This is a genomic window from Paenibacillus polysaccharolyticus, assembly GCF_900102085.1.
GTDB classification, from domain to species: domain Bacteria; phylum Bacillota; class Bacilli; order Paenibacillales; family Paenibacillaceae; genus Paenibacillus; species Paenibacillus polysaccharolyticus.
Genome location: NZ_FMVM01000025.1, coordinates 1 through 23,138 on the forward strand (window position 1 = coordinate 1; position 23,138 = coordinate 23,138).

A 23,138-nucleotide genomic window follows, 5' to 3' on the forward strand; every position below is an offset into this window, starting at 1 on the left:
CGTTTGGTGGCGATGGCGGAGGGGTTCCACACGTACCCATCCCGAACACGACCGTTAAGCCCTCTAGCGCCGATGGTACTTGGACCGCAGGGTCCTGGGAGAGTAGGACGCCGCCAAGCAAAGAACCACTGCCGATGATGTTCGGTGGTGGTTTTTATTTTGTTCATTTATATGAAAGTATAAAAGATAGCTCCTATCAAAGCGTAAAGCTCTGACAGCTTCGTTATGGGAAGGTAACATTTTTGTTACGGATGGCAGGGATAAAACCAGTATAATAGGACTATGTTAAATATGCTAAAAGTACCTGACCGAAGAGCTGGATTGTGCAGCTGTGAAAAGGAGGGTGTGTGTGTTAAGTTGGCGGAGAGTTGGACTCCACTCGCTTCTGTTGCTTTGTCTGGTAATTGTTCTTGCAGGATGCGGTGAAGCTTCAGGATCTGTATGGATCTCATATGAAGGTGCAGTTAACGAAAAGAGTTTCCCTGTACCCAAAGTAGCAAATAAATCTGACCAGTCCGAAAACAATTCGGATATGGATTATGTTCGATATACGTTGTCTGGAATCAGTGAAAGCACAAGTTTGCCTGAGGTATATCTTAACGAGATTAAAAGTTGGGGTTGGACAGAAAGGCAAGCAAAGCGTTCATCGAATGCTTCAAGTAACGTTCATGTTTTCTCAAAGGATGGCCATATTGTACAGTTGGCTGTGCATGATGGTTCGTTTACTTTAATGGTTCCCAGAAATGAAACGACCCAGACGACAGTAAAGTCACTGGAAGAAGAGAACTAACGTATTGTTTGAAAGCGTACGATTTAACATTGTGATGTTCTTATAAAGTGAAGTTCTCATCAATACGATGAGGGCTTTTTTTGTGTTACTACAAGTTGAAAGATTCCAGTACATGCGAACTTTGTTAAATATAAGTTACATTGAAGGCTCGAGTGAGTTAGCGGAGCTGAGTAATCATTCAAAATGGATAAGGATGAACACACTTATATTTGTGGATAGAAGAGAGGAGAGAATAAAAAGGTTATCCACAGTGGATAACCTTTTTGGAGAAGGACAACGAATAGAACTATTTTTTACTGTAAGTAATAAGAGACATCTTGATCATTTAATTTAATAAGACCATCTTTACGTCCACGAGATAGAATGAGTATTACGTATAGGCGTGGTCCAAGCAACCACAGATGCCAGAATATAAGGGAAAGCGTAAAGGAGACTGGAGACCATAGCATGCACACGGTAATGATACACAATCCAATCCAGCTCATATTCAGATGAACTCGGACAAACATGCGGTAACTAAAGTGCTGATCTGGTATATAGCCAAACCAAGGCATACGCAGGTTCCAGTGCCAACGCTTGGCATACGAGGTGCGAACGAGTAACAATATAGTTCTGGCAATGACATAATGGATCCAGACGGTAATCGGCCCTGCCAGTAAAAAGAAGAAGAGGCCGTTCCAGGAGAAGGCAAGCAGATTAAAGATGAGCATGATAACAGGTAGACAGAGGTAGCTGTATATAACGCTACGAGCGATAGCTTTTTTTTTCAGAAGACGATACTGATAAAAGGTTGCCTTATTCTCCGGTTCGGCGATCATACGATTATAAATCCTCCTTCAAATTTACGAGTACGTGATAGATTGGTGTATACATATGTATGGAGAGATAAAGGTGTTGATGAAATAATTAGTGTCGCAGATAGGACTTTGTTATCGTTATCATATCTTATTTATCGGCTGAGTTTCCAAGTTTTTTTAAGGTTATTATATCGTAGTTTGAATCAGTTTGAATCTGCATGGAGAAATCCCTTGTTGTTTCATGGAAGCGGGAGAGGTTGCAGGTCAAGAATAAACGTGACTTGGGACAGTACTATGTATATTTTCTGTACAGACACCTATTAAGGGATAGGCGAATATATATATTTTATAGAAAGAAAGCACTATGAAAATGTTTAAAATAATAGAAACTGTGCAATACTGATAGTAAACGTAAAACAAGGTGGGATGGTTCATGGAAGAACATGCCGAACACACATGTATCATTTGCGAGCAACGGAAGAGAGAAGGCATTTTTATTGTATCTGAATTCATATGTGATGCTTGTGAAGCAGAGATGGTTCACACCGATGCGCAGGATGCGAAGTATAACTTTTTTATTCATCAGATGAAACAGATTTGGGTGCAAAAGAACGCTTAAAGGACGTTATATGCTTCACTGTGAAGTTAGAAATTTATATGATCAATATGAATGATTATATAGGGGCCCGAGAGGCCTTTTTTTGTTGGAGAGGGTATTACCTTGTCTGACTTGTGCAGAAAGCGTATGCTGAAATAAAGAATGGAGATGCATGTTTTACGAAAATAACAGTTACAGGATGGATATCTTATGAATGAACATAATACATCAGGTGTAGGAAAAAAAAGGGCTCCATTATATGAAGCATTGCTCGCATATCGTGATTCGAAGCAGCGTTCATTTCATGTGCCAGGACATAAAAATGGACAAGTCTATCATCAATGGATGAATCAATCCGAGGGGACAGAAGATGCTCTGCAAAAAGGGATAGTAGATCATACAGAAACCGGGGATATTTTAGGAAGAGAACAAAGGAGACAGGAGGAAAATGTAAAAGAGGGAGAACAGACTGTTTTTTCTGCAGATTATTCCTTGAAGGATACAGATCAATCCAGACATGTTGTACCCGTACGTGCTTATCTGGACATGATGGAGATGGATGTTACGGAGATTACGGGTACGGATGATCTTCACCATCCTGAGGGAGTGATCAAGGAAGCACAGGACTTGGCGTCGGATTGTTTTGGTGCAGAGGAAAGTTTCTTTCTAGTTGGAGGAAGTACAGCAGGCAACCTGTCTTTATTACTAACGATCTGTGATGAGCCAGGCAGTATTGTGCTGGTGCAGCGTAACGTACATAAATCGGTTATTCATGGACTGATGTTAGCTGGCGCAAGGGCAGTATTTCTGGAGCCGTGGGTTGACCCTGAATCTGGACTTGCTGTCATGCCGTCTATTGAGACGATCCAGGCTGCTGTCCAGAGATATCCTGAGGCAAAGGGTGTATTCGTCACGTTGCCAAATTATTATGGCATGGGCGCGGATCTGACACCCATTGCTGAGGTTTGCCACGAGGCAGGCATGCCACTACTCGTGGATGAAGCGCATGGCGCGCATTATGGGCAACATCCGGAGCTGCCCGTGTCTGCACTGTCCTGCGGAGCGGACGGTGTAGTGCAGTCGACGCATAAGATGCTGGCCGCATTCACCATGGGAGCCATGTTGCACATTCAGGGGCCGAGATTGAATCGGCCCCTGCTTCGGCAACGTCTGGCCATGGTGCAAAGCTCAAGCCCATCCTACCCTGTGATGGCTTCGCTTGATCTATCGCGCCGGCTATTGCATGTACACGGCGCCGATGCTTTCACGGCAGGGCTTGCCGCCGTGAAAGCATTGAAGCGCGGCCTCGCGGAGCTACCGCGCTTCCAGTTGTTGCAGCCTGCGGATTCGCTGCAACAGGAGCCGGCCTACGGCAATGAAAATCCGGCGGCGCTGCCTGGCCGCCAAGGATACACCGCTCAGGACCCATTCAAGGTCGTCATATATGACGACACAGGGGTACTGAGCGGTTACGGGCTGCAGCAGCAGCTGGAAGCTTGCGGCTGCGTGCCAGAGATGAGCGACGAACGGTACGTCGTCCTGCTCTTCAGTCTTGGCTCCACATTGCAGGATGCGGAGCATGTGTTACAGGCTTTACGGCATATTAACGTTGCCTACAAGCTAGAGCATTCACTGGAGTCAACTGCGCCTGTTAGGACGGCTTCTCAAACTCAGACTGATCCTCCAATCTATGTTTCCACGTGGAACAATATAGAAGATCGTGAACGCTTATCAGAGCCTGTTGCTTTCTCCCTGCAACCGATAATAGAGAGGGATACGATCGTAGTTCCAATCGAAGACTGCGCAGGATATCGGTCGGCGGAGATGGTTATTCCATATCCTCCAGGTATTCCACTGGTGTATCCCGGCGAGCGAATAAGTTCAAAGATTGCTGAGCGAATTCGAATTCTACGCGATGGAGGAGCCAAATTTCAGGGGATCTCAGATCATATGTATCAGAAAATAAAAGTCATGAAACCTGAGTCATAGAAAAAGTACTCTTGCAGTTCCCAGCGAGCAATGCCCTGCTTCATGACAAGGGTGGTCTTGAAACTAAGTCGTATGGTTGAAAAAGGACTAACGTTTCATGTTGGAGGAAAAGCCACCTTATAGTATGATAGAAAGAAAAACTAGCTTGTATTATTTTTGAGTTATTAAATGCAGTTGTTTAACAATACACCTCTGGGCGAAGGAAATCATATCTTGAAGCAAGAGGGTCTAGGCATATGCATAATAGCCATGAATGGATGCAGCAATGAATACAGAAAGCAGGGAAGCATATGCAGGGCAGAGGTAAATTCATTACGCTGGAAGGAGGAGAGGGATCGGGGAAAACAACGATGATCGGCAGGATCGGTTCGTATTTTGAGAAACGGGGTATACCCTACGTAGTCACAAGAGAGCCTGGCGGAATTGAGATTGCAGAAAAAATACGTAGCATCATCCTCGATCCTCTTCATACGGCGATGGATGCACGAACCGAAGCACTGCTCTATGCTGCCGCACGCAGTCAGCATCTGGCGGAGAAGGTAGAGCCTGCACTGGAAGCTGGCAAAACCGTGATTTGTGATCGGTTTGTAGACAGCAGTCTTGCTTATCAAGGGTATGCTCGAGGCCTCGGAATTGAGAATGTATGGGCAATCAATCGTTTTGCCATTGGAGATCTGATGCCGGACATGACACTTTACCTGGACATTGAGCCAGAACAGGGGCTTGGCCGAATTGAAGCTCATGATGGTCGTGAAGTGAATCGTCTTGATCTGGAGAACCTGGAATTCCATCGCAAAGTACGTGAAGCTTACTTCTTGCTTCAGAAACAGTTTCCGGAGCGTATCCAAGTTATTGATGCTTCACAGACCCCGGATGAGGTAGAGAAAGCGATGATTTTGTCGCTAGAAGCCGGGATTTTGAAGGATTTTGACGAGTAATTGTCTAATATATAGACAGGGCATGTTGTTAGAAGTGCTTATTATAAAGGAGGTTATGCAGGATGAAACTGATTGTTGCGATTATACAGGATAAAGACAGCAACCGATTATCCAGTGCATTGGTCAAAGCGAATTTCCGGGCAACCAAGCTTGCCAGTACCGGTGGATTTTTGAAGGCAGGCAACACGACGTTTATGATCGGTGTCGATGATAGTCAAGTCGAATCCGTTATGAATGTCATTCGCAGCAGCTGTAAGGTTCGTGAACAGCTCGTAACTCCGGTTACACCGATGAGCGGAACGACCGACTCTTACCTGCCGCTGCCTGTTGAGGTCCAAGTTGGTGGAGCAACTGTATTTGTTCTTCCAGTAGATCGTTTCGAGCATTTCTAATCCGGTTTCGCAGATGAACTCCATGAGTGTTTTTCATTTATCGATAGCATGACTGCATCTTGCATGATGATAACGAAGGATGTAAAAGGACGTATCCGGTATGCATACGTGCCACTTATGGAGCGCCCTTCTTGATGACAAGAACCGGCACACTCTCTCCCAAAGGAGACTTTATTCCGAAATAATATGCTTCTTCTGGGAGAGGCGACTTAGAATACAATCGTAGATAAGACTATCTTTCTACCATTATATATACAGTGTATCTCAACCTATAAGGTCCATCTTACGCACAGGCGCAATGCGCTCTGTGCTGATGTGCGATTGGCCTAACGATGATAGAAAGCAGGCGTGTCCATGAAAATCAATCCTGGATTCAGACCGCTACAGACTGGAATCAATACGAATGATTCAGGCTCAAAGCCGGTTCAATCCAAAAACTTCTCTGATATGATGAATCACCAGGGAGAACGTGCTTCCCAAGCAGAGCTCAACCGCCGATTAAGCGAAATCCAGCTTCAGGGTGATCGTTTGGCTCGATCCATGACGATTCGTGAACTGAAAGCATATAAACAGCTTGTCAAAAGATTTCTGGAAGAGACGGTCCGCCGTGGTGTATCTATGAAAGAGACAAGGGGTTGGGATCGCCGGGGCAGGGGTAAACGATATAAGCTTATTGATGAGATTGACTCTGCTCTGTTATCTATGGCAGATGAATTACTGGATACAGAAGAGGGGAAAATCTCTCTTTTGCAACAAGTAGGAGAAATTCGGGGAATGCTTATTAATTTAAGCTTCTGAGGAGGAAGTATGTCCTTTCAACAGATTATGGGTCAGCAGGCAGCCAAGCAATTGTTACAGAGCAGTTTGAGACGTCAGGCCATCAGTCATGCATATTTGTTTAGCGGTCCATCTGGAAGTGGGCAGTTACAGACAGCAATGGCGTTTGCCAAGGCAATCTTCTGCACAGAGCTTGAGGATGACGCTTGCGGGCAATGTCTTGAATGCCGCAAAGTAGAACATGGAAACCATCCAGACCTTACGATGCTTGCGCCGGATGGAAATAACATTAAAATAGATCAGATTCGGGATTTGCAACGCATTTTCTCTTACCGTTCAGAGGCGGGGCATCCCAAAGTATATATTATAGAGCAAGCTGAGAAAATGACGGTTCAAGCGGCAAACAGCTTGTTGAAGTTTCTGGAGGAACCTCAAGTTCCGGCGGTTGGAATTCTGATTACAGATAATGGACAAGCCATGTTGCCTACCATTCGCTCACGTTCTCAGATGGTGCCGTTCAGTGCACTGAATCCGGAGGAAATGCTTCAATCGTTGATCGAGGAAGGTTATCCTGCGAATCTTGCACGGTCTGCCGTCCATTTAGCGTCAGGATTGGAAGCATGTAGAGAAATTCTCCAGCAGAATTGGTTTGCAGAAATTAGAAACGTAATGTTACAATTAGGGAAGGAGTCCCTGGGCAGAGGAAGTACATCTTTGATCTCGGCACAGCAGAAGCTTTTCAAAACAGGACTCTCGGAACACCTGGACATGCTGCTTAGTTTGTTCCATTTGTGGTTTAGGGACATGCTGTATGTTCAGTATGGTAGGCATGAACATATCGTTTTTATAGATCAGTTAGACATGCTGTCTCAGTTGGCACATACCCGCAGCACAGAGCAGTGGGTCTCCTATATGGATTTGGCCGCGGCATGCAGAAAAAAATTGCGTTTTAATGTCAATGGCCAGCTTTGTCTGGAGCAATTTTTGATCGGTTTGGCATAAGAGTGGAGGATCGCGTGAGTTCCAATCCTATGCAAACGGTTATAACTTCGGCGGGTTCCCTAAGAAGTCAGGGCTTCAGACGAAGTGGGGTTGGCTTACAAGGGGGTTAATTTTTTGTACAGTGTAGTGGGTGTCCGTTTCAAAAAGGCGGGCAAAATTTATTACTTCGATCCCCTGGACCTTCCCATTGAGAAAGAAAACTGCGTGATCGTGGAAACGGCGCGAGGGGTTGAGTATGGTAAGGTTGTCGTGGGCAAGAAGGAAGTGGGCGAGGCTGATGTGGTTTTGCCGCTCAAAAAGGTTATCCGCGTTGCAGGCGATACAGATGCCCGTGTGGTGGATGAGAACAAGCGTGCAGCCAAAGAAGCATTCGGCACTTGTTTAAATAAAATCAGAGACCATGGCCTCAAAATGAAGCTGGTCGATGTAGAATTCACGTTTGATCGCAATAAAATTATTTTTTATTTTACAGCAGAGGGCAGAGTCGATTTCCGCGAGCTGGTCAAGGACCTGGCAAGCATCTTCCGGACACGAATTGAACTGAGACAGATTGGTGTTCGCGACGAAGCAAAAATGCTTGGTGGAATAGGGCCTTGCGGCCGTGTGTTGTGTTGCTCCTCTTGGCTGGGAGATTTTGAGCCTGTGTCTATCAAGATGGCTAAAGATCAGAGCCTGTCACTGAATCCGACGAAAATTTCAGGGTTGTGCGGAAGACTTATGTGCTGTCTGAAATTTGAGCATGATAATTACGAGAGCGTGAGAGAAGAATTGCCAGCTGTAGGCAAACTGGTCGTCACCTCAATGGGTGAAGGCAAAGTTGTCGGAATTAATGCCGGTAACCGCACGGTGCATGTTCAACTGTTCGACATCAGTAAAGTCAAAGAACTTCCGCTGGATGACGTCGTTATCAAGTAAACCATAAAGGTTGCTTCGGGGTGGAAACTTGGAAAAGAAAAATCTGTTTACGCACATTCATGAAATGGAAACCCAAATGGGTCAGTTGCACGGTGATTTAGCAGAATTAAAAATGATTGTGAAAGAGTTGCTGGAAGATAATCAGCGGCTTACCATCGAAAATGAGCAGTTACGCAAACTGCTTAAGCGTGAAGCGCCAGCAGATCTGCCGATCTCATCTGCTCTTGCTCCTGTCGCAAGACCTGCGGGTCCAGCTCCAGGTGAAGATGTAGTGGGCGAGGGTTATGACAACCTGGCTCGGCTGTATCATGAAGGATTCCATATCTGCAATGTCTATTATGGACACTTGCGGACGGAAGGCGATTGTCTGTTCTGCCTGTCTTTTTTGAATAAATGAAGTGACCGTAGGGATTCCCTACGGTTTTTTTTCAAGGTTATAAACGTTTAACGTACCGGAGGATGAGAGCACCCTATGACAGACCAAGAAGTAATTTTAAAGGAATCGGAGCGGGTCGATGATCTGCTTTCTCATAATTTGCGAATTATTCAAAGTGATGAAGTATTCAGTTTTTCTATGGATGCTGTATTGCTGGCCCGATTTGCTTCCGTACCGAAACGTGGGCGTGTCCTGGATTTATGTACAGGAAACGGTGTCGTGCCTATTTTGCTGACCACGCGTACACAGGCAAGCCTGGAAGGCATTGAGATTCAACCACGACTTGCTGATATGGCTCGCCGAAGTGTTCAGTTGAATGATTTGGGGGAGTCCATTCAGATTCGTGAGGGAGATTTACGAGAATTGGTTAAAGAAACAGGACATGCAGTATATGATGCCATTACAGTGAATCCCCCGTACATGCCGCTGAATGGAAGTGACCTCAAGATGAACACCCATCAGGCTATGGCACGTCACGAAATCGGATGTACCCTAGAGGAAGTCATTCAAGCATGTAATCGTCTCGTACGTAACGGTGGGAAAGTATCTATGGTTCATAGACCGCAGCGTCTCGGCGAGATCATATCATTAATGCGTGAATACAAGCTGGAGCCAAAGCGTATTCGTATGGTACATCCGCGTGCTCACCTGGAGGCTAACATGGTGTTAATTGAAGCAATGAAGGATGGCAAGCCAGAGGTACGCATGCTGCCGCCACTTATTGTTTACAATGAACAGGGAAGTTATTGTGATGAGATTATGGAGATCTACTATGGTCAGCAGGATGCTGAACGCATGAAGGAAGGAGGAAACTAGATGTCTTTAGAAGTTCAGAAAAGCTTTAATGAGCAGGCCGAACATACAGGTAAGTTATATCTGGTTGGGACACCGATTGGAAACCTGGAGGATATGACCTTCCGGGCCATCAAGACGTTACAGGCCTGCGATATTATTGCCGCTGAAGATACTCGTCAGACGCGAAAGTTGCTCACTCATTTTGAGATTACACCTTCAATGTTGTTCAGCTATCATGAGCACAATAAGGGGGCAAGTGGCCCTGAACTGATACGCTATATAATAGAAGGAAAAAATTTGGCACTGGTAAGCGATGCCGGTTTACCGGCTATTTCTGACCCAGGTTCTGATCTGGTAAAGCTTGCAATTGAAGCCGGAATTACGGTCATACCGATTCCTGGTCCGAATGCAGCATTATCCGCACTGATCGTATCCGGATTACCTACGGAAAGGTTTACCTTTGGTGGTTTTTTGCCACGAGAGAAAAAGGACATACGTAAGGTGCTGGAAGCTTTCAATGAGTCCAATGGTACGTTGCTTTTCTATGAGTCCCCTCACCGGATTCGTAAAACGTTAATGCATCTGGAGGAAATTTTGGGCGAACGTTCCATTGTACTGGCTCGTGAGTTGACCAAACGGCATGAGGAATTTGTTAGAGGTAGTCTGAAGGAATGCATAGAGTGGCTCGAAGAGCACCCGCCTCTAGGTGAATATTGTTTGTTGGTTGAAGGAATCAGGGAAGAGGAACGTAAGGCTGAACGGGAAGCTTGGTGGCAGGTTTTGTCGCTGGAAGAACACGTGGAACACTATGAAAATGAAGGAAACAGTCGTAAAGATGCGATGAAAAAAACAGCAGTAGATCGAGGTTTGGCAAAAAGGGACGTATATAATGCGTTAATTGGGTAGTCTAAAACTTCAAAAATACCAAATTTAGTTGTAATTACCTTAAAGAGAGATTAAAACCAAGCTTAATATAACCTTAAAATGTAAAAAGAGCAGCACACCAAAATGTGAAAGATATGTGTCTGCTCTTAAAGTTAGAAAAAAACCTTCCAAGGTGATATTACACCAGGAAGGCGATAAGGAAATATAAAAGGTTAGAATTAACGATTTGAATAATTCCAGTATACTTGTTTTTCTTATTTTGCTACAGGTGCAGGGATTTCAGAAATACATTCGTTACAAACGATTTTACCTTTGAAGTAAGTTACGTTCTCAGCGTTACCACAGAAGATACAAGCTGGCTCGTATTTTTTGAGCATGATGCGCTCACCATCAACGTAGATTTCCAAAGCATCTTTTTCGCCAATACCGAGTGTACGACGCAATTCGATTGGAATAACTACCCGTCCCAGTTCATCCACTTTTCTTACAATACCTGTTGATTTCATCATTATAATCAGTGCTCCTCTCAGCTAACTATCATTGTCATTATTCGACATTATTTTATGTTTTATGATACCCATCATACCAACGATTCCCAAAACAGTCAACCTTAAAATTAGCTTAAAATAAAGGGTGTTTTTCTTAAGTTTGCTAGTGGTAAGGGATTGGAAGCAATTTTTCGTATTTAAACATCCATGTCAGCTTTGTCGATTTGGAAAACGACAAAAGTGCTTTATTCGACAAAATTCGTCATTATATGTCGAATTGGTGGTGAAAATTGAAGCAGGACGCGCTATTCTTTATGGCAAGAGAACAATTTATAAGGAGTGAATCGAAATGGAACATCGTTTGACGGAAGAAAAAGTATTTAAAGATCCGGTACATAATTATATTCATGTGCAAGAACCGATTATATGGCAATTGATCAATACACCTGAATTTCAGAGGCTACGCCGCATTCGTCAATTAGGGACATCTTATCTTACTTTTCACGGGGCAGAGCACAGTCGGTTCTCCCATTCGTTAGGTGTATACGAAATTACCCGAAAAATCATCTCTCAGTTTGAACGTAGCCACTATTCGGACTGGCCCAAGGAAGAAAAGCTGGTGACGTTGTGCGCCGCCTTACTTCATGATCTCGGACATGGACCATTCTCTCATTCAATTGAAGAGGCTTTTGACATGAATCATGAGGATTGGACATGCCGCATTATCAAGGGTGATACCGAAGTAGGGGCGATTCTAAGACGGTATGCTCCTGATTTTGATGAAAAAGTGGCTTCCGTTATCCAGAAGACGTATGATAAACCGATTGTCGTGAACCTGGTAACCAGTCCGCTTGATGCAGACCGAATGGATTACTTGCTCAGGGACGCCTACTTTACAGGAGTTAATTATGGCACGATCGACTTGGATCGTATTCTGCGCATGCTGCGTCCGTTTCATGGACGAATTGTAGTTAAAGAGTCTGGTATGCATGCTGTGGAAGACTATCTGATGTCACGATACCAGATGTATTGGCAGATTTACTTCCATCCTGTGACGCGTAGCTCCGAGATTATATTGCGACAAATCTTTAAGCGGGCAAAAGAACTTGTGAAGCAAGGCTTTCCATTCCGTTTCATGGTAGAGCCACTGCCCAAACTGTTTGAAGGAGAAATTTCAGTTCATGAATATCTGCAGCTTGATGAATCGTTAATTCAAACAGCCTTTATGCAGTGGCGTAAGGAGGACGATTCTGTTCTAAGTGAGTTGTGCGAACGTTTTATGGATCGCAGGTTATATAAGTATGTGGAACTTGAACAGATCGACTTGGACATCATTGAAGAGATTCGGGAAGCATTTGTACAAGCAGGATTGAATCCCGAGTACGATCTAGAAATTGATTTTCCGACGGATAATCCGTATGATGTGTTTCGTCCAGATCAATCCACAGATAAGCAAATTCTTCTGCTCGATCGACAGGACAAGTTGCATGAGCTGTCAGAAGTTTCTGATATTGTTCGTTCCATCAGTGGACTTCATCTGGGCAAACATCATCTGTACTATCCGCAAAACAAGGTGGATGCCATCCTTCATGAATTACCGTCTCATATACGCCCCTATTTTCTATAAGCTTGAGTCGATGCAGCAGGGTGAAACATTTTGATATCAAAAGACTTTCTAAGAGAGCTATTTTACATGATACAGTAATCTGCTTTAATGGGGAGGATGTGTAGATCGACATAATTTTGTAATTCGAGTGAGTAATTATACAGTTTCTAACGCCTTTTCTTGCAAGATGTTGATTTGACTTTTTATTTTCCTTCTATATATAGTAGCTTGAGTACTAAAACTGAAAATACTGAAATTGATGCTTGTCCCAATCATTTAATGATGCAAAAAAATAAATTTGAAATTCAAACGCAAGAATTCCTGTACAAGAATAAGAGGAGTTCCCATGAAAAAATCATCGGCATTTGACTTTCGACATGAAGGGAGAACGAGAAAGCATGTTATTCGACACACATACTCATCTGGATGCACCACAATTCGACGAAGACCGAGAGGACATGATTAAACGGGCCGTTCAGGCCGGAGTTACTCGCATGATTAATATCGGCTTTAATCGGGAGACGATTCCAACGACAATGAAACTGGCCGAAACGTATGATTTTATCCACGCAGCTGTAGGCTGGCACCCGGTGGATGCCATTACGATGCAAGAGGGAGATCTCGAATGGATTGCATCATTGTGCAAACATGAGAAAGTGGTAGCAATTGGCGAAATCGGTCTAGACTATCATTGGGACACTTCCCCTAAGGAGGTACAACACCGCGTATTACGACAACAAATTGCATTGGCACGTGAGTTGAGTATGCCTATCGTCATCCATAATCGGGATGCTCATGAGGACATTGTGCGTATTTTACGTGAGGAGAAGGCTGGTGAGGTTGGAGGTGTGATGCATTCTTTCTCCGGTAGCTGGGAAACGGCGAAAATGTGTCTGGATTTAGGGTTCCATCTGTCCTTCGGAGGACCGGTCACTTTCAAAAATGCCAAGCAACCGAAAGAGGTGCTCGCCAAGGTTCCGATGGATCGATTTTTCTTAGAAACGGACTCCCCGTATCTCACACCGCATCCTTATCGTGGAAAACGAAATGAGACAGCGCATGTACGTCTGGTTGCTGAAGCAGCTGCGGAAATTAAAGGCATTTCGGTAGAGGAAATTGCTGCAATTACCACCAAAAATGCCATGGAACGATTTGGGATTCGATAAGAAAACGAGTAAATCGGGTGAAAAAGGGAGATACAGAGAGGTAATTTGCTCTTTGTCTCGAATAATTGCAGAATATTACAATATTTTAACCAAATATTTAGAAAAACGTACTTGATCCGTGCTTTACAACATGCATCAAAACAGGATATCATCTTTTCAGTGAATTGTTGCGCGGAAAATTGGACAGATGTTCGGGGGATGAACAAAGGGACACTTTCCGATGAGACAACATTACTTTCATGAATCAATCTCGCTGAGTCTCCGTTAACGGAGAGCGGGGGAACCAATAGGGCTTAAACATCGGTGATTCTAGCCGGTGCGCATCGTTCGCTGACCCAAAAGCAGCGGAATGTTCTGCGAAGCCGTATTTGATTTCTTCTTTGGGTCTCGGGGTGAATTCAAGGGCGTCCGCCATGAGCGGGTGACCTAAGATAGGGCGGCTCTCTTTCGCCCGAACCCGACAGCTAACCTCGCAAGCGGAAAAAGAGAGGCAACCTCGTGCATGAATTTCCGATATTCAAAATCATTCGGAAGCCACGAAAGGGTCTCTTACACTCTTTCTTTGGCTTTTTTTGTTTTGAATAAAAGAAATATTGTCATCATACGGTATGTATTCAGGAGGATGACATCATGTTGCGAAGAGGGGTTCATGGTGCAGAACCGGTCATTATCTCTGATCTGTGTTCTGTAGAAAAATTGTTATAGTCGCGTCAAAGACATCATGCATTACTTTAGACGGCGAGGCTATGAAGGAGGACGGAGAAGTGGGCATATTCCAACCAGAAGAGACCCATGAGTCACGATCATCCAGTAAGTCTTTCGCGTTGCGGTGGAAGCATGAGAACTTGCGTCAAATGGCATTGATCGCGATATTCTCAATTGCGCTTGCAATCATGATCTTGTTAGTCGTTTACGGTCAGGCCGGGAAGCAGGTTTCACTGGTTATTGACGGCAAAGCTCAAGTGGTAGAGACTCGTACAGGAATGCTTCAGGAAATGCTGGAGGAGCAGTCAATCACAGTCAGCCCTCACGACAAGGTATCCATGCCCATGAATGGGGCGATTACCGACGGAGACCGAATCGTTATTGAGCGGGCCGTTCCAGTTAAAATCACGGCAGACGGAGACACCAAGACTCTTTATACAACCGATTCATCGGTACAGGGTGTAATTCAGCAATCAGGTATTCAAGTTGAAGATCATGATAAAGTGTATCCAGCGCTCGGAACCGCAATTAAAGCGGATATGAAGATTCGTGTAGTGCGTGTAACAAAGCATACAGTGGATGTGAAACAACCGATTGCTTACAAGGTTGTGAAAACGGCAGACCCAAGTTTGTTCCAAGGGGATAACCGTGTTGTAGTGAAAGGCAAGGAAGGCACAATTGTGCAACATATCGAAAAGGTATTTCAAGATGGAGAACTCGTCTCCAAAAAAGTGGTAGGTAAAACGGTCGCCACCAATCGTGTAGATAAAGTGATTGCGGTAGGTACGAAGGCTAAGCCGGTTGTGAAGGAACCTGAGGTTCAATTGGTATCTGCCAAAACTTCAACGACCAAAAAAGCTGTAACAACGAACTCGAAGAAAACATCTGCCTCGGGCAGCAAGGTGATTACGGTCTCCGGGAATTCTTTTAAATACTCTAAAGTTTTGAAAAATGTATCGATGACAGCCTACTCTTCTGAAGAGCCGGGTATTGGTACAAAAACAGCTTCCGGTACTCGTGTAACGGAGGGGCGCACCATTGCAGTTGATCCCAAGGTCATTCCAATCGGCTGGTGGGTATACATTGAGGGCCTCGGCTTCCGTCGTGCGGAAGATACAGGCGGCGCTATTAAAGGCAACAAAATTGACGTTTATTACGACAGTGTGAAGCACGCCCTGAATTTCGGACGTAAAAAAGGCAAAACGGTCTATGTGATTGGTCCAGTTAAGCCGGAAGCGAACTAAAATCGTTTTACTTTGAAATGGGAATGCTATAAAATAGTTGCATGAATGATTCATGCGGAATATGCGGCGGAGGGGTCTGAATTCAGTCTCCTCCGCCGTTTGGCAGAGAAGAGGATATTCCTCTTCTTTTTGCGTTAGAAAGGAAGAAAAGGAACATGATAAAAGAAGTGATTGTTGTGGAGGGTCGTGACGACACGGTAGCGATTCGTCGGGCGGTCGAAGCGGATACGATTGAAACCGGAGGCTCTGCCATTAATCAGCGTATTCTGAAGCGAATTGCACTTGCTCAAGAGAGACGTGGCGTCATTATCCTGACGGATCCGGATCATGCGGGAGAGCGTATCCGTAAAATTATTGCCAATAAGGTTCCTGGTTGCAAACATGCCTTCATCCCAGAAGCGGATGCAACGCGCAAAGGAGATATCGGAGTAGAGAATGCTTCACCGGAAGCGATTCGTCATGCACTTGCTCGCGTACACACATCCTATGAGGGCGCACCTAGTCTAATCGATTGGGAGGACCTCATTGAAGCAGGATTGATCATACACCCGCAAGCAGCCGCACGACGTATGGAGATGGGTAATCTGCTTGGTATTGGGTATTGTAACGGCAAGCAGTTCCATAAACGGCTGAGTGTATTTCAGATTACAAGAGAAGAGTTCTCCACTGCATTAGCGCAAATCGAACGTGAAGGAATGTGAGCATATGAAGGATATAGAGCAAACCATTGAAATAGCAACACCCAAACGTACCAAAGAAATTATTCAAAGGCATGGATTCTCCTTCAAGAAAAGTCTGGGTCAGAACTTCTTGATCGATCAAAATATTCTGAACAAAATCGTAGGCGCGGCTGATTTGGACGAGTCCAAGGGAGCGCTGGAGATTGGTCCGGGTATTGGAGCACTTACAGAGCGCCTTGCGCGTATAGCGGGTCCTGTTACAGCGGTTGAGATTGACCAGCGCCTGTTACCGATTCTTGGAGAAGTGATGGAACCCTACCCTAACGTACGCGTTCATCATGGAGATGTACTTAAGCTGGATCTGGCAGAACTGTTTGCCACGGACTTTGCCTCCGTTAATAAGGTAAGCGTAGTAGCGAACTTGCCCTATTATGTAACGACTCCGATCATGATGAAGCTCTTGGAAGAAAAGTTGCCAGTGGATAGCATTGTGGTCATGATACAGAAGGAAGTAGCTGAACGCATGGCGGCTGCACCAGGTTCCAAAGATTATGGTAGCCTAAGCATTGCCGTGCAGTATTACAGTATGCCCGAACTGGTCTGTGTGGTGCCGCCTACGGTATTTATCCCACAGCCGAATGTAGAGTCTGCAGTAATTAAGCTGAAGGTGCGTGAGCACCCACCAGTACAGGTTCCGAACGAAGCACACTATTTCGAGGTAGTACAGGCTTCTTTTGCCCAGCGGAGAAAAACAATCTCCAATAATCTCAAAGCTCGTTTCTTCACCAAGGAGAACAGAGAACAGGCAGACATCCTGTTAGAGCAGGCAGGTATTCAACCTTCACGGCGTGGTGAGACATTGAGTCTACAGGAGTATGCAACTCTTAGCACCGTAATGTGGGAAGCTGGGGTTCGCGGCGAGCTTTAATTTCGATGAACCAATCCGGGTCTCTGCCCATACGATGGGGTAGAGGTGATAATGGTGATGAATATCGGAGACTTGGTCGTTCGGAAGTCATACGGCGGCGATGTGACTTTCCGGGTAGAAGGACTCCAGTCGGACGCTGCGGTCATTAAAGGGACTGAGTTCCGGCTCTTGGCAGACTCCCCGGTGAACGATTTGATACAGGTTCCTTATGAACCACAGAGCGCTAAGACACGCCAGGCACATATTAAAGCTCATCAGACGCTCTCACGCTTGCAGCAGAATCGCATGGAGCAGGCTGAGCGTAATCGGGAAGGCCTGATGCAAGAATGGACTGCACAGCAAGAGCCCGCCTATTTTGAAATGCCAGGTAAGGTACTGCATTTGGATGGCGACCCGAATTATCTGAAGAAAAGTATGAATCTGTATGAACAGCTTCGTGTTCCCGCAGAAGGGCAGTATGTACATGAGTCAGCGATGGCTGATACGTTATATCGTCTGCTACCCAAAGTTCGTCCGGATATCGTTGTGATCACGGGTCATGATGGTGTGTTAAAGACACGTCAGCCCTATGACCTCTACAGTCTGGGGAGCTATAAGAATTCGCAAAACTTTGTCTCGGCTATTCAAGTTGCAAGGCAATACGAGCGTCATCTGGATGCGCTGACGATTATTGCAGGAGCATGCCAGTCTCACTTTGAAGCACTGCTACGCGCGGGTGCGAACTTTGCTAGTTCGCCGGGGCGAATTCTCATTCATGCACTTGATCCGGTCTACGTGGCTGCTAAGGCTTCCTTCACGTCTGTTCGTGATACCTTGAACATGAATGATATACTGCATAACACGATTAGCGGCATCCAAGGTGTAGGCGGTGTGGAAACGAAGGGAAGTTACCGGGTAGGATTGCCGGGACTTAATGATCTGTCTACGCTAAAAGTGAATCCATCCGCAGTATGATTTATTCATGTGGCAATACAATAATGAAGTCATGTGAAGTTCACATTGCGATTCGAAAAAGGCCCTGAAAAGGGTCTTTTTATTTTGCGAAAAAATTCATTGACAACGACTTTTTAGTGCTGATATAATATTTAGCTTTGATTTGACAATGACTGTAAAATACAGTATAATGGACAAGAAAAGAGGTGGACGTCCACAATGGCTAAAAATACGCTGTTGGATATCAAACGCAATCTCGATGCACATATTGGTCAGAAAATCACGCTGCGGGCTAATGGTGGCCGCCGTAAGACGATTGAGCGTACGGGTGTATTGGAAGAAACGTACCCTTCTGTTTTTATTGTAAAGCTTGATGAGGAACAAGAAACCTTCAAGCGAGTATCATACAGCTATGCGGATATACTTACGGAGTCTGTGGAAGTCATGGTCTTTGACCCGGGCAGTGAGACTAGCTCTTACAACATGGAAACGTAAGCATTGGTTTACGGGCGATTCACCTATAGGTGGGTCGCTTTTTTGTATGCAGGAATGACTACGGAATGCAGGCGGCATACTATATGGACAGGTCCTGGGAAGCTCCCTGTTAAGACGGGAATGTTAAACCAGGATTTGGGGCTTGGGGATGAACAATCCCGAACTGCAGGGACTCATTGTGTCTTGAATAAGATCTGGAGGAGGATGGTTCATGAGTCGAAGAAGAAGAAGTGTCATGTCGGAGGAACTGAAGTACGAGCTGGCGAAGGATCTGGGTTTCTATGATACCGTTCAGCAGGAAGGCTGGGGCGGAATTAAAGCCAAGGATGCCGGTAACATGGTGAAACGAGCGATTCAAATGGCTGAGCAAGCAGCGCGCAAATCATAATCAGGTTCATCCAGATTGGAGAGCGGGGCAATTCTCAGGAATCACCCCGCTTTTTCCCCATAGATGTGGAATACAAATGACTTGACAGCCCCATTTTGATATAATATGTTAAGTTGTCTTAGGGAAAAGGTGAGGACGGGTGAACGTCTTGAAAATTTACGAAAAAGCGCCTGCTAAAATTAATTTGATGTTGGATGTTCTACATAAAAGAAGTGATGGATTTCATGAAGTTGAAATGATCATGACGATGGTTGATCTGGCGGATCGACTGGAGATGTCGGAACTTCCTCGAGATACAATTGTCATCTCAAGCCAAGCGGGTTATATTCCGCTGGATGAGAAGAATCTGGCCTTTCAGGCGGCAAGACTAATTAAAGAACGTTACAACGTGCGTACAGGGGTCCACATTCATCTGGATAAAAAAATTCCGGTAGCTGCTGGCCTTGCCGGCGGTAGCAGTGATGCAGCCGCAACGTTGCGTGGATTAAACCGTCTATGGCGGCTGAATATACCGGATCAGGAGTTGCAAGAGCTGGGTGCAGAACTGGGCTCGGATGTTCCGTTCTGTATTACAGGCGGCTCTGCGCTGGCAACAGGGCGGGGGGAGAAGTTAACCCCGATTCCTAATCCGCCTCAATGCTGGGTTATTTTAGCCAAACCCCCAATCAATGTGTCCACAGCAGATGTATATGGACGATTCCGCAGTGACAAGATTGTTCGGCATCCAAGTGCATCCCGAATGGAGCAGGCGATTCGCAGCCAATCCTTTACAGAGGTGTGTAGTCAACTGGGTAATGTGCTGGAGGATGTGACGCTCAAGCTGTATCCGGAAGTGCAACATCTCAAAGATGCGATGATTCGTCTTGGAGCAGACGGAGTGTTGATGTCTGGCAGTGGACCAACGGTATTTGGACTTGTGTCCAAAGAAGCCAAAGTTGCACGTATTTATAACGGACTTCGGGGGTTCTGCAAAGAGGTATACGCTGTACGGTTGTTAACGTAAATTTACTATTTATAATGTACAAACACGTATAAAGGTGGTATATTTTTAAATAATTATTCGGATTTGGATGTTTCCGTGATCGTGAGGATGGATCTCTGTGAAGAAGTTAAAACGAAGCGCAAGGCTGGTTGAAATGACGCAATACTTATTATCCAGACCACATACTGTGATTCCGCTCACCACATTTGCCGAACGTTATGGTGCTGCCAAGTCGTCCATTAGCGAGGACCTGGCTATTATCAAGGAAGTGTTCGAAGAAGGTGGGTCGGGAGAACTGCATACGCTGGCAGGAGCTGCTGGTGGGGTGAAGTGGATTCCGAAAGTATCGGAAGAACATGCTCTTGCTTTTGCTGAGCGGCTGTCTACACAGCTTGCGCAGCCGGATCGGATTTTACCGGGAGGGTATCTGTATATGTCAGATCTTCTTGGACAGCCGGCCCTGATGAATGAAGCGGGCAAAATCTTTGCAACGGCTTTTGGCGATATGAATATTGATGTAGTCATGACGGTGGAAACCAAAGGCATCCCGCTAGCTTATGCGACTGGAGCCCAGCTTAACCTTCCTGTTGTACTCGTTCGCAGGGACCATCAGGCTACGGAAGGATCGGCCGTAAGTATTAATTATGTATCGGGATCGCACAAAAGTCTGCATACCATGTCCCTATCTCGCCGGGCGATGAAAGAGCATTCCCGTGTACTTATCGTGGATGATTTTATGAAAGCCGGAGGTACCGTTCAAGGCATGATTGATCTGCTTGCAGAGTTCAATGCAACGGTGGCGGGAGTTGGCGTGTTGGTGGAATCGGGTTCGGTAGATTCAGAGGAGCGTCTGCTGACGGATTATGTATCTCTCGCGAAGCTGACAGCGGTTGATGCCAAGAGCAGACACATTTCTGTCTCGCCGGGTAACTATTTCGACCTGTAGAATAATGACGAATTACATGTCGGGAAAGGTTCTTTTCCATCGACCTGGCACTAACGTTGTCGAATTGTGTATTAAATAAAAAAATTCCTGAAATTAGGATATTTTTATGGTCGTGAAAAGAAGGAGTTCGTATAGGCTGTGTGGAATTATACACCAAGTTCTGATGGAAAAAGGTGGTGAACACACACATGCAAATTACGGATGTCAGACTCCGCCGCGTTAACTCGGAAGGGAGAATGAAAGCTATCGCATCCATTACCATCGATAACGAATTCGTCGTTCATGACATTCGTGTCATCGATGGTAACAACGGAATGTTTGTTGCAATGCCGAGCAAGCGGACTCCTGACGGAGAGTTCCGTGATATCGCCCACCCGATCTCTTCTGGTACGCGTGAGAAGATTCAGGCAGCAGTATTAACTGAGTACGATCGTGCAGCTACTGAGGAAGAAGTCATTGAAGAAGGTGCCTGAGAACATTATTGGGGTTCGAAGGAAAAGAGAGCCATGTCTTATGGCTCTCTTTTCTTTTTGATCGGAATAAGATATATTCAGTATTGAGTTTATTCAAAAGAGAACCGGAGCGCATCCTGCGTTCGGTAGCAGAGCGGCATCTTAGGAATCGTTGGGATTCAGTTAAGCTCACAGGTACACGGCGTTACTTATGAGGTCATGATCCACTCGTGACTATGTTGTTACGCGTGATTACAGAGACAGCAGGCGATGAACAAGACCGGCTTGAAGCCGGCTGAATGATTCTCATTGGAGATGAATGTGTAAGGAATTCAATGGGGTTTTCAGAACAGGAGGTCGTTAATTTTGAAACGCATGGCAATTGTTCTAGCCGCAGGGCAGGGCAAACGAATGAAATCCAAATTGTACAAAGTACTGCATCCCGTATGCGGTAAACCGATGGTCGGACATGTGCTGGATGCAGCGCTTCGCGCAGGCGTTGAACGCAGCGTAGTTGTTGTCGGACATGGGGCCGAAGCGGTGCAGTCATTTTTAGGTTCCAGAGCGGAGTACGCTCTTCAAGCGGAACAGCTCGGTACTGGTCATGCCGTGAAACAGGTCAAATCCCTGCTCGGTAATGAACATGGGTCAACGATTGTAGTCTGTGGCGACACACCTCTCGTTACCAGCGAAACGTTGGAAGGTCTGATGAAGTTGCATGAGGAAAGTGGCGCAGCCGCTACAGTACTCACAGCTGAGCTCGATAATCCTAAGGGATACGGACGCGTGATCCGCGGGCAAGATGGTTCCGTACAGCGAATCGTTGAACAAAAGGATTGCACACCGCAAGAAGATGCCGTAAAGGAAATTAATACAGGCACGTATTGCTTTGACAATGCAAAGCTGTTTGCGGCACTGGAGAAGGTTACGAACCAGAACGCGCAGGGCGAGTATTATCTGACAGACGTTGTCGGCATTTTCAAGAGCGAGGGCGAAGTCGTCGAAGCTTATATGTCTGACGATATCGCTGAATCCATCGGGGTTAATGACAGACTTGCTCTTTCACAAGCAGAAGCATACATGCGGGAACGTCTGGCTGTGCGCCATATGTTGAACGGGGTAACGATTATTGATCCTTCATCGACATATATCGGAGCAGATGTTACGATTGGATCAGACACAGTACTGTATCCGGGAACCGTTCTTAAAGGCACTACTTCGATTGGTGAAGCATGTCATATCGGTCCTCATGCAGATATTGAAGACAGTATCATCCAAGATGGTGCTGCGATTAAACATTCGGTGCTATCCCAGGCAGAAGTTGGTCCTGATGCAACCGTAGGTCCTTTTGCCAATCTGCGCCCTGGCACCAAGTTAGGTCGTAACGTAAAAATTGGTGACTTTGTTGAAGTGAAAAATGCTACAATTGATGAAGGATCTAAAGTGTCACATCTCAGTTATATCGGGGATGCGCAGGTAGGTAAGAACGTAAATGTTGGTTGCGGGGCAATAACGGTCAATTATGATGGATATAATAAAGCTATAACAACCATTGAAGATGATGCTTTTGTAGGTAGCAACGTTAATTTGATCGCACCGATTACGGTTGGTAAAGGCGCTTATGTCGTTGCAGGCTCCACCGTAACACATTCCGTTCCTGAGAATGATCTGGCGATTGCTCGTCCACGTCAGGAAAACAAAGCAGGTTATGCGGAGAAAATCCGCGGACGTGCAAAAGCCAAGAAACAAAACGCCAAACCCGAATAAGGGGTTTTGATAACCAATTGCCTCCCGTTATGCGAGAGGTGCCG

General features: G+C 45.5%; 25 protein-coding genes, 1 rRNA gene and 1 riboswitch. Of the genes, 24 read left to right on the top strand and 2 right to left on the bottom strand.

Translation table 11 applies throughout. The features are described from left to right. Positions 1-2 precede the first annotated feature (2 nt). Positions 3-119, top strand: a 5S ribosomal RNA gene (rrf, locus tag BLQ13_RS25855). 230 nt (positions 120-349) lie between these two features. Further along, complete coding sequence (locus BLQ13_RS25860) at positions 350-790, top strand: hypothetical protein (protein WP_090924588.1); 441 nt, start codon at positions 350-352, stop codon at positions 788-790. A gap of 293 nt (positions 791-1,083) precedes the next feature. Here the strand turns inward: BLQ13_RS25860 and BLQ13_RS25865 are convergent, their stop codons facing one another. Next, the gene (locus BLQ13_RS25865) at positions 1,084-1,608 is read right to left on the bottom strand and encodes a hypothetical protein (RefSeq protein WP_090924589.1); all 525 of its coding nucleotides are present in this window, start codon (positions 1,606-1,608) and stop codon (positions 1,084-1,086) included. A gap of 412 nt (positions 1,609-2,020) precedes the next feature. On the opposite strand from BLQ13_RS25865, the gene BLQ13_RS25870 reads away from it, so the two are divergent. The 10 genes from BLQ13_RS25870 (at position 2,021) to rsmI (ending at position 10,335) form a co-directional block, all read left to right on the top strand. Then, on the top strand, positions 2,021-2,206 hold the full coding sequence (locus BLQ13_RS25870; protein ID WP_090924590.1) for a sigma factor G inhibitor Gin: 186 nt from the start codon (positions 2,021-2,023) through the stop codon (positions 2,204-2,206). Positions 2,207-2,395: 189 nt separating this feature from the next. After that, complete coding sequence (locus BLQ13_RS25875; protein WP_090924591.1) at positions 2,396-4,174, top strand: aminotransferase class I/II-fold pyridoxal phosphate-dependent enzyme; 1,779 nt, start codon at positions 2,396-2,398, stop codon at positions 4,172-4,174. A gap of 290 nt (positions 4,175-4,464) precedes the next feature. Continuing rightward, positions 4,465-5,112 (top strand): dTMP kinase, encoded by a 648-nt coding sequence (gene tmk / locus BLQ13_RS25880; protein ID WP_090924592.1) that lies wholly within the window; start codon positions 4,465-4,467, stop codon positions 5,110-5,112. Positions 5,113-5,174: 62 nt separating this feature from the next. Further along, the gene (locus BLQ13_RS25885; protein ID WP_047914178.1) at positions 5,175-5,504 is read left to right on the top strand and encodes a cyclic-di-AMP receptor; all 330 of its coding nucleotides are present in this window, start codon (positions 5,175-5,177) and stop codon (positions 5,502-5,504) included. A 354-nt stretch (positions 5,505-5,858) separates the two neighbouring features. Then, positions 5,859-6,302, top strand: a complete 444-nt coding sequence (locus tag BLQ13_RS25890; RefSeq protein ID WP_090924593.1) for a YaaR family protein — start codon at positions 5,859-5,861, stop codon at positions 6,300-6,302. A gap of 9 nt (positions 6,303-6,311) precedes the next feature. Beyond that, a complete protein-coding gene (gene holB / locus BLQ13_RS25895; protein ID WP_090924594.1) occupies positions 6,312-7,283 on the top strand; it encodes a DNA polymerase III subunit delta' in 972 nt (323 codons plus the stop codon). Positions 7,284-7,397: 114 nt separating this feature from the next. Further along, positions 7,398-8,198, top strand: a complete 801-nt coding sequence (locus tag BLQ13_RS25900) for a PSP1 domain-containing protein (protein ID WP_090924595.1) — start codon at positions 7,398-7,400, stop codon at positions 8,196-8,198. Between the two features lie 28 nt (positions 8,199-8,226). Next, the gene (locus BLQ13_RS25905; RefSeq protein WP_090924596.1) at positions 8,227-8,595 is read left to right on the top strand and encodes an initiation-control protein YabA; all 369 of its coding nucleotides are present in this window, start codon (positions 8,227-8,229) and stop codon (positions 8,593-8,595) included. A gap of 75 nt (positions 8,596-8,670) precedes the next feature. Next, entirely contained in the window at positions 8,671-9,450 is a 780-nt protein-coding gene (locus BLQ13_RS25910; RefSeq protein WP_090924597.1) for a tRNA1(Val) (adenine(37)-N6)-methyltransferase, read from the top strand. Further along, positions 9,451-10,335, top strand: a complete 885-nt coding sequence (gene rsmI / locus BLQ13_RS25915) for a 16S rRNA (cytidine(1402)-2'-O)-methyltransferase (RefSeq protein WP_090924598.1) — start codon at positions 9,451-9,453, stop codon at positions 10,333-10,335. Between the two features lie 233 nt (positions 10,336-10,568). On the opposite strand, the gene BLQ13_RS25920 is transcribed toward rsmI, so the two are convergent. Further along, entirely contained in the window at positions 10,569-10,823 is a 255-nt protein-coding gene (locus BLQ13_RS25920; RefSeq protein ID WP_017691383.1) for an AbrB/MazE/SpoVT family DNA-binding domain-containing protein, read from the bottom strand. 328 nt (positions 10,824-11,151) lie between these two features. Between BLQ13_RS25920 and BLQ13_RS25925 the strand changes: the two genes are divergently transcribed. The 12 genes from BLQ13_RS25925 to glmU all read left to right on the top strand — a co-directional run bounded on the left by BLQ13_RS25925 (position 11,152) and on the right by glmU (position 23,094). Continuing rightward, positions 11,152-12,429, top strand: coding sequence for an HD domain-containing protein (locus tag BLQ13_RS25925; RefSeq protein ID WP_090924599.1), 1,278 nt, complete (start codon positions 11,152-11,154; stop codon positions 12,427-12,429). A gap of 377 nt (positions 12,430-12,806) precedes the next feature. Continuing rightward, positions 12,807-13,574 carry a TatD family hydrolase gene (locus BLQ13_RS25930; protein ID WP_090924600.1) on the top strand — a complete coding sequence of 256 codons (768 nt, stop codon included), beginning with the start codon at positions 12,807-12,809 and terminating at the stop codon, positions 13,572-13,574. Positions 13,575-13,815: 241 nt separating this feature from the next. Beyond that, positions 13,816-14,069: riboswitch (cyclic di-AMP (ydaO/yuaA leader) on the top strand. Positions 14,070-14,338: 269 nt separating this feature from the next. Continuing rightward, positions 14,339-15,523, top strand: coding sequence for a 3D domain-containing protein (locus BLQ13_RS25935; protein WP_090924601.1), 1,185 nt, complete (start codon positions 14,339-14,341; stop codon positions 15,521-15,523). Positions 15,524-15,678: 155 nt separating this feature from the next. Then, entirely contained in the window at positions 15,679-16,224 is a 546-nt protein-coding gene (gene rnmV, locus BLQ13_RS25940; protein ID WP_090924602.1) for a ribonuclease M5, read from the top strand. A gap of 4 nt (positions 16,225-16,228) precedes the next feature. Then, the gene (rsmA, locus tag BLQ13_RS25945) at positions 16,229-17,131 is read left to right on the top strand and encodes a 16S rRNA (adenine(1518)-N(6)/adenine(1519)-N(6))-dimethyltransferase RsmA (protein WP_090924603.1); all 903 of its coding nucleotides are present in this window, start codon (positions 16,229-16,231) and stop codon (positions 17,129-17,131) included. A gap of 57 nt (positions 17,132-17,188) precedes the next feature. Beyond that, a complete protein-coding gene (gene yabG / locus BLQ13_RS25950) occupies positions 17,189-18,085 on the top strand; it encodes a sporulation peptidase YabG (RefSeq protein ID WP_090924604.1) in 897 nt (298 codons plus the stop codon). Between the two features lie 198 nt (positions 18,086-18,283). Continuing rightward, on the top strand, positions 18,284-18,559 hold the full coding sequence (gene veg, locus BLQ13_RS25955) for a biofilm formation stimulator Veg (RefSeq protein WP_090924605.1): 276 nt from the start codon (positions 18,284-18,286) through the stop codon (positions 18,557-18,559). 211 nt (positions 18,560-18,770) lie between these two features. Next, entirely contained in the window at positions 18,771-18,947 is a 177-nt protein-coding gene (locus BLQ13_RS25960; RefSeq protein ID WP_090924606.1) for a small, acid-soluble spore protein, alpha/beta type, read from the top strand. A 148-nt stretch (positions 18,948-19,095) separates the two neighbouring features. After that, positions 19,096-19,950 (top strand): 4-(cytidine 5'-diphospho)-2-C-methyl-D-erythritol kinase, encoded by an 855-nt coding sequence (gene ispE, locus BLQ13_RS25965; RefSeq protein WP_090924647.1) that lies wholly within the window; start codon positions 19,096-19,098, stop codon positions 19,948-19,950. 97 nt (positions 19,951-20,047) lie between these two features. Beyond that, positions 20,048-20,875 carry a pur operon repressor gene (gene purR, locus BLQ13_RS25970; protein ID WP_090924607.1) on the top strand — a complete coding sequence of 276 codons (828 nt, stop codon included), beginning with the start codon at positions 20,048-20,050 and terminating at the stop codon, positions 20,873-20,875. A gap of 188 nt (positions 20,876-21,063) precedes the next feature. Beyond that, entirely contained in the window at positions 21,064-21,348 is a 285-nt protein-coding gene (gene spoVG, locus BLQ13_RS25975; protein ID WP_017691372.1) for a septation regulator SpoVG, read from the top strand. A gap of 354 nt (positions 21,349-21,702) precedes the next feature. Beyond that, the gene (gene glmU / locus BLQ13_RS25980; protein WP_373323339.1) at positions 21,703-23,094 is read left to right on the top strand and encodes a bifunctional UDP-N-acetylglucosamine diphosphorylase/glucosamine-1-phosphate N-acetyltransferase GlmU; all 1,392 of its coding nucleotides are present in this window, start codon (positions 21,703-21,705) and stop codon (positions 23,092-23,094) included. Positions 23,095-23,138: the final 44 nt, after the last annotated feature.

Coding starts and splice junctions, on each gene's coding strand:
- BLQ13_RS25925 (WP_090924599.1), top strand. CDS start 11,152: ATGGAACATCGTTTGACGGAAGAAAAAGTATTTAAAGATCCGGTACAT.
- BLQ13_RS25930 (WP_090924600.1), top strand. CDS start 12,807: ATGTTATTCGACACACATACTCATCTGGATGCACCACAATTCGACGAA.
- BLQ13_RS25870 (WP_090924590.1), top strand. CDS start 2,021: ATGGAAGAACATGCCGAACACACATGTATCATTTGCGAGCAACGGAAG.
- yabG (WP_090924604.1), top strand. CDS start 17,189: ATGAATATCGGAGACTTGGTCGTTCGGAAGTCATACGGCGGCGATGTG.
- rsmI (WP_090924598.1), top strand. CDS start 9,451: ATGTCTTTAGAAGTTCAGAAAAGCTTTAATGAGCAGGCCGAACATACA.
- BLQ13_RS25920 (WP_017691383.1), bottom strand. CDS start 10,823: ATGATGAAATCAACAGGTATTGTAAGAAAAGTGGATGAACTGGGACGG.
- holB (WP_090924594.1), top strand. CDS start 6,312: ATGTCCTTTCAACAGATTATGGGTCAGCAGGCAGCCAAGCAATTGTTA.
- BLQ13_RS25865 (WP_090924589.1), bottom strand. CDS start 1,608: ATGATCGCCGAACCGGAGAATAAGGCAACCTTTTATCAGTATCGTCTT.
- veg (WP_090924605.1), top strand. CDS start 18,284: ATGGCTAAAAATACGCTGTTGGATATCAAACGCAATCTCGATGCACAT.
- BLQ13_RS25910 (WP_090924597.1), top strand. CDS start 8,671: ATGACAGACCAAGAAGTAATTTTAAAGGAATCGGAGCGGGTCGATGAT.
- BLQ13_RS25875 (WP_090924591.1), top strand. CDS start 2,396: ATGAATGAACATAATACATCAGGTGTAGGAAAAAAAAGGGCTCCATTA.
- spoVG (WP_017691372.1), top strand. CDS start 21,064: ATGCAAATTACGGATGTCAGACTCCGCCGCGTTAACTCGGAAGGGAGA.
- BLQ13_RS25890 (WP_090924593.1), top strand. CDS start 5,859: ATGAAAATCAATCCTGGATTCAGACCGCTACAGACTGGAATCAATACG.
- BLQ13_RS25960 (WP_090924606.1), top strand. CDS start 18,771: ATGAGTCGAAGAAGAAGAAGTGTCATGTCGGAGGAACTGAAGTACGAG.
- rsmA (WP_090924603.1), top strand. CDS start 16,229: ATGAAGGATATAGAGCAAACCATTGAAATAGCAACACCCAAACGTACC.
- BLQ13_RS25885 (WP_047914178.1), top strand. CDS start 5,175: ATGAAACTGATTGTTGCGATTATACAGGATAAAGACAGCAACCGATTA.
- glmU (WP_373323339.1), top strand. CDS start 21,703: ATGGCAATTGTTCTAGCCGCAGGGCAGGGCAAACGAATGAAATCCAAA.
- tmk (WP_090924592.1), top strand. CDS start 4,465: ATGCAGGGCAGAGGTAAATTCATTACGCTGGAAGGAGGAGAGGGATCG.
- rnmV (WP_090924602.1), top strand. CDS start 15,679: ATGATAAAAGAAGTGATTGTTGTGGAGGGTCGTGACGACACGGTAGCG.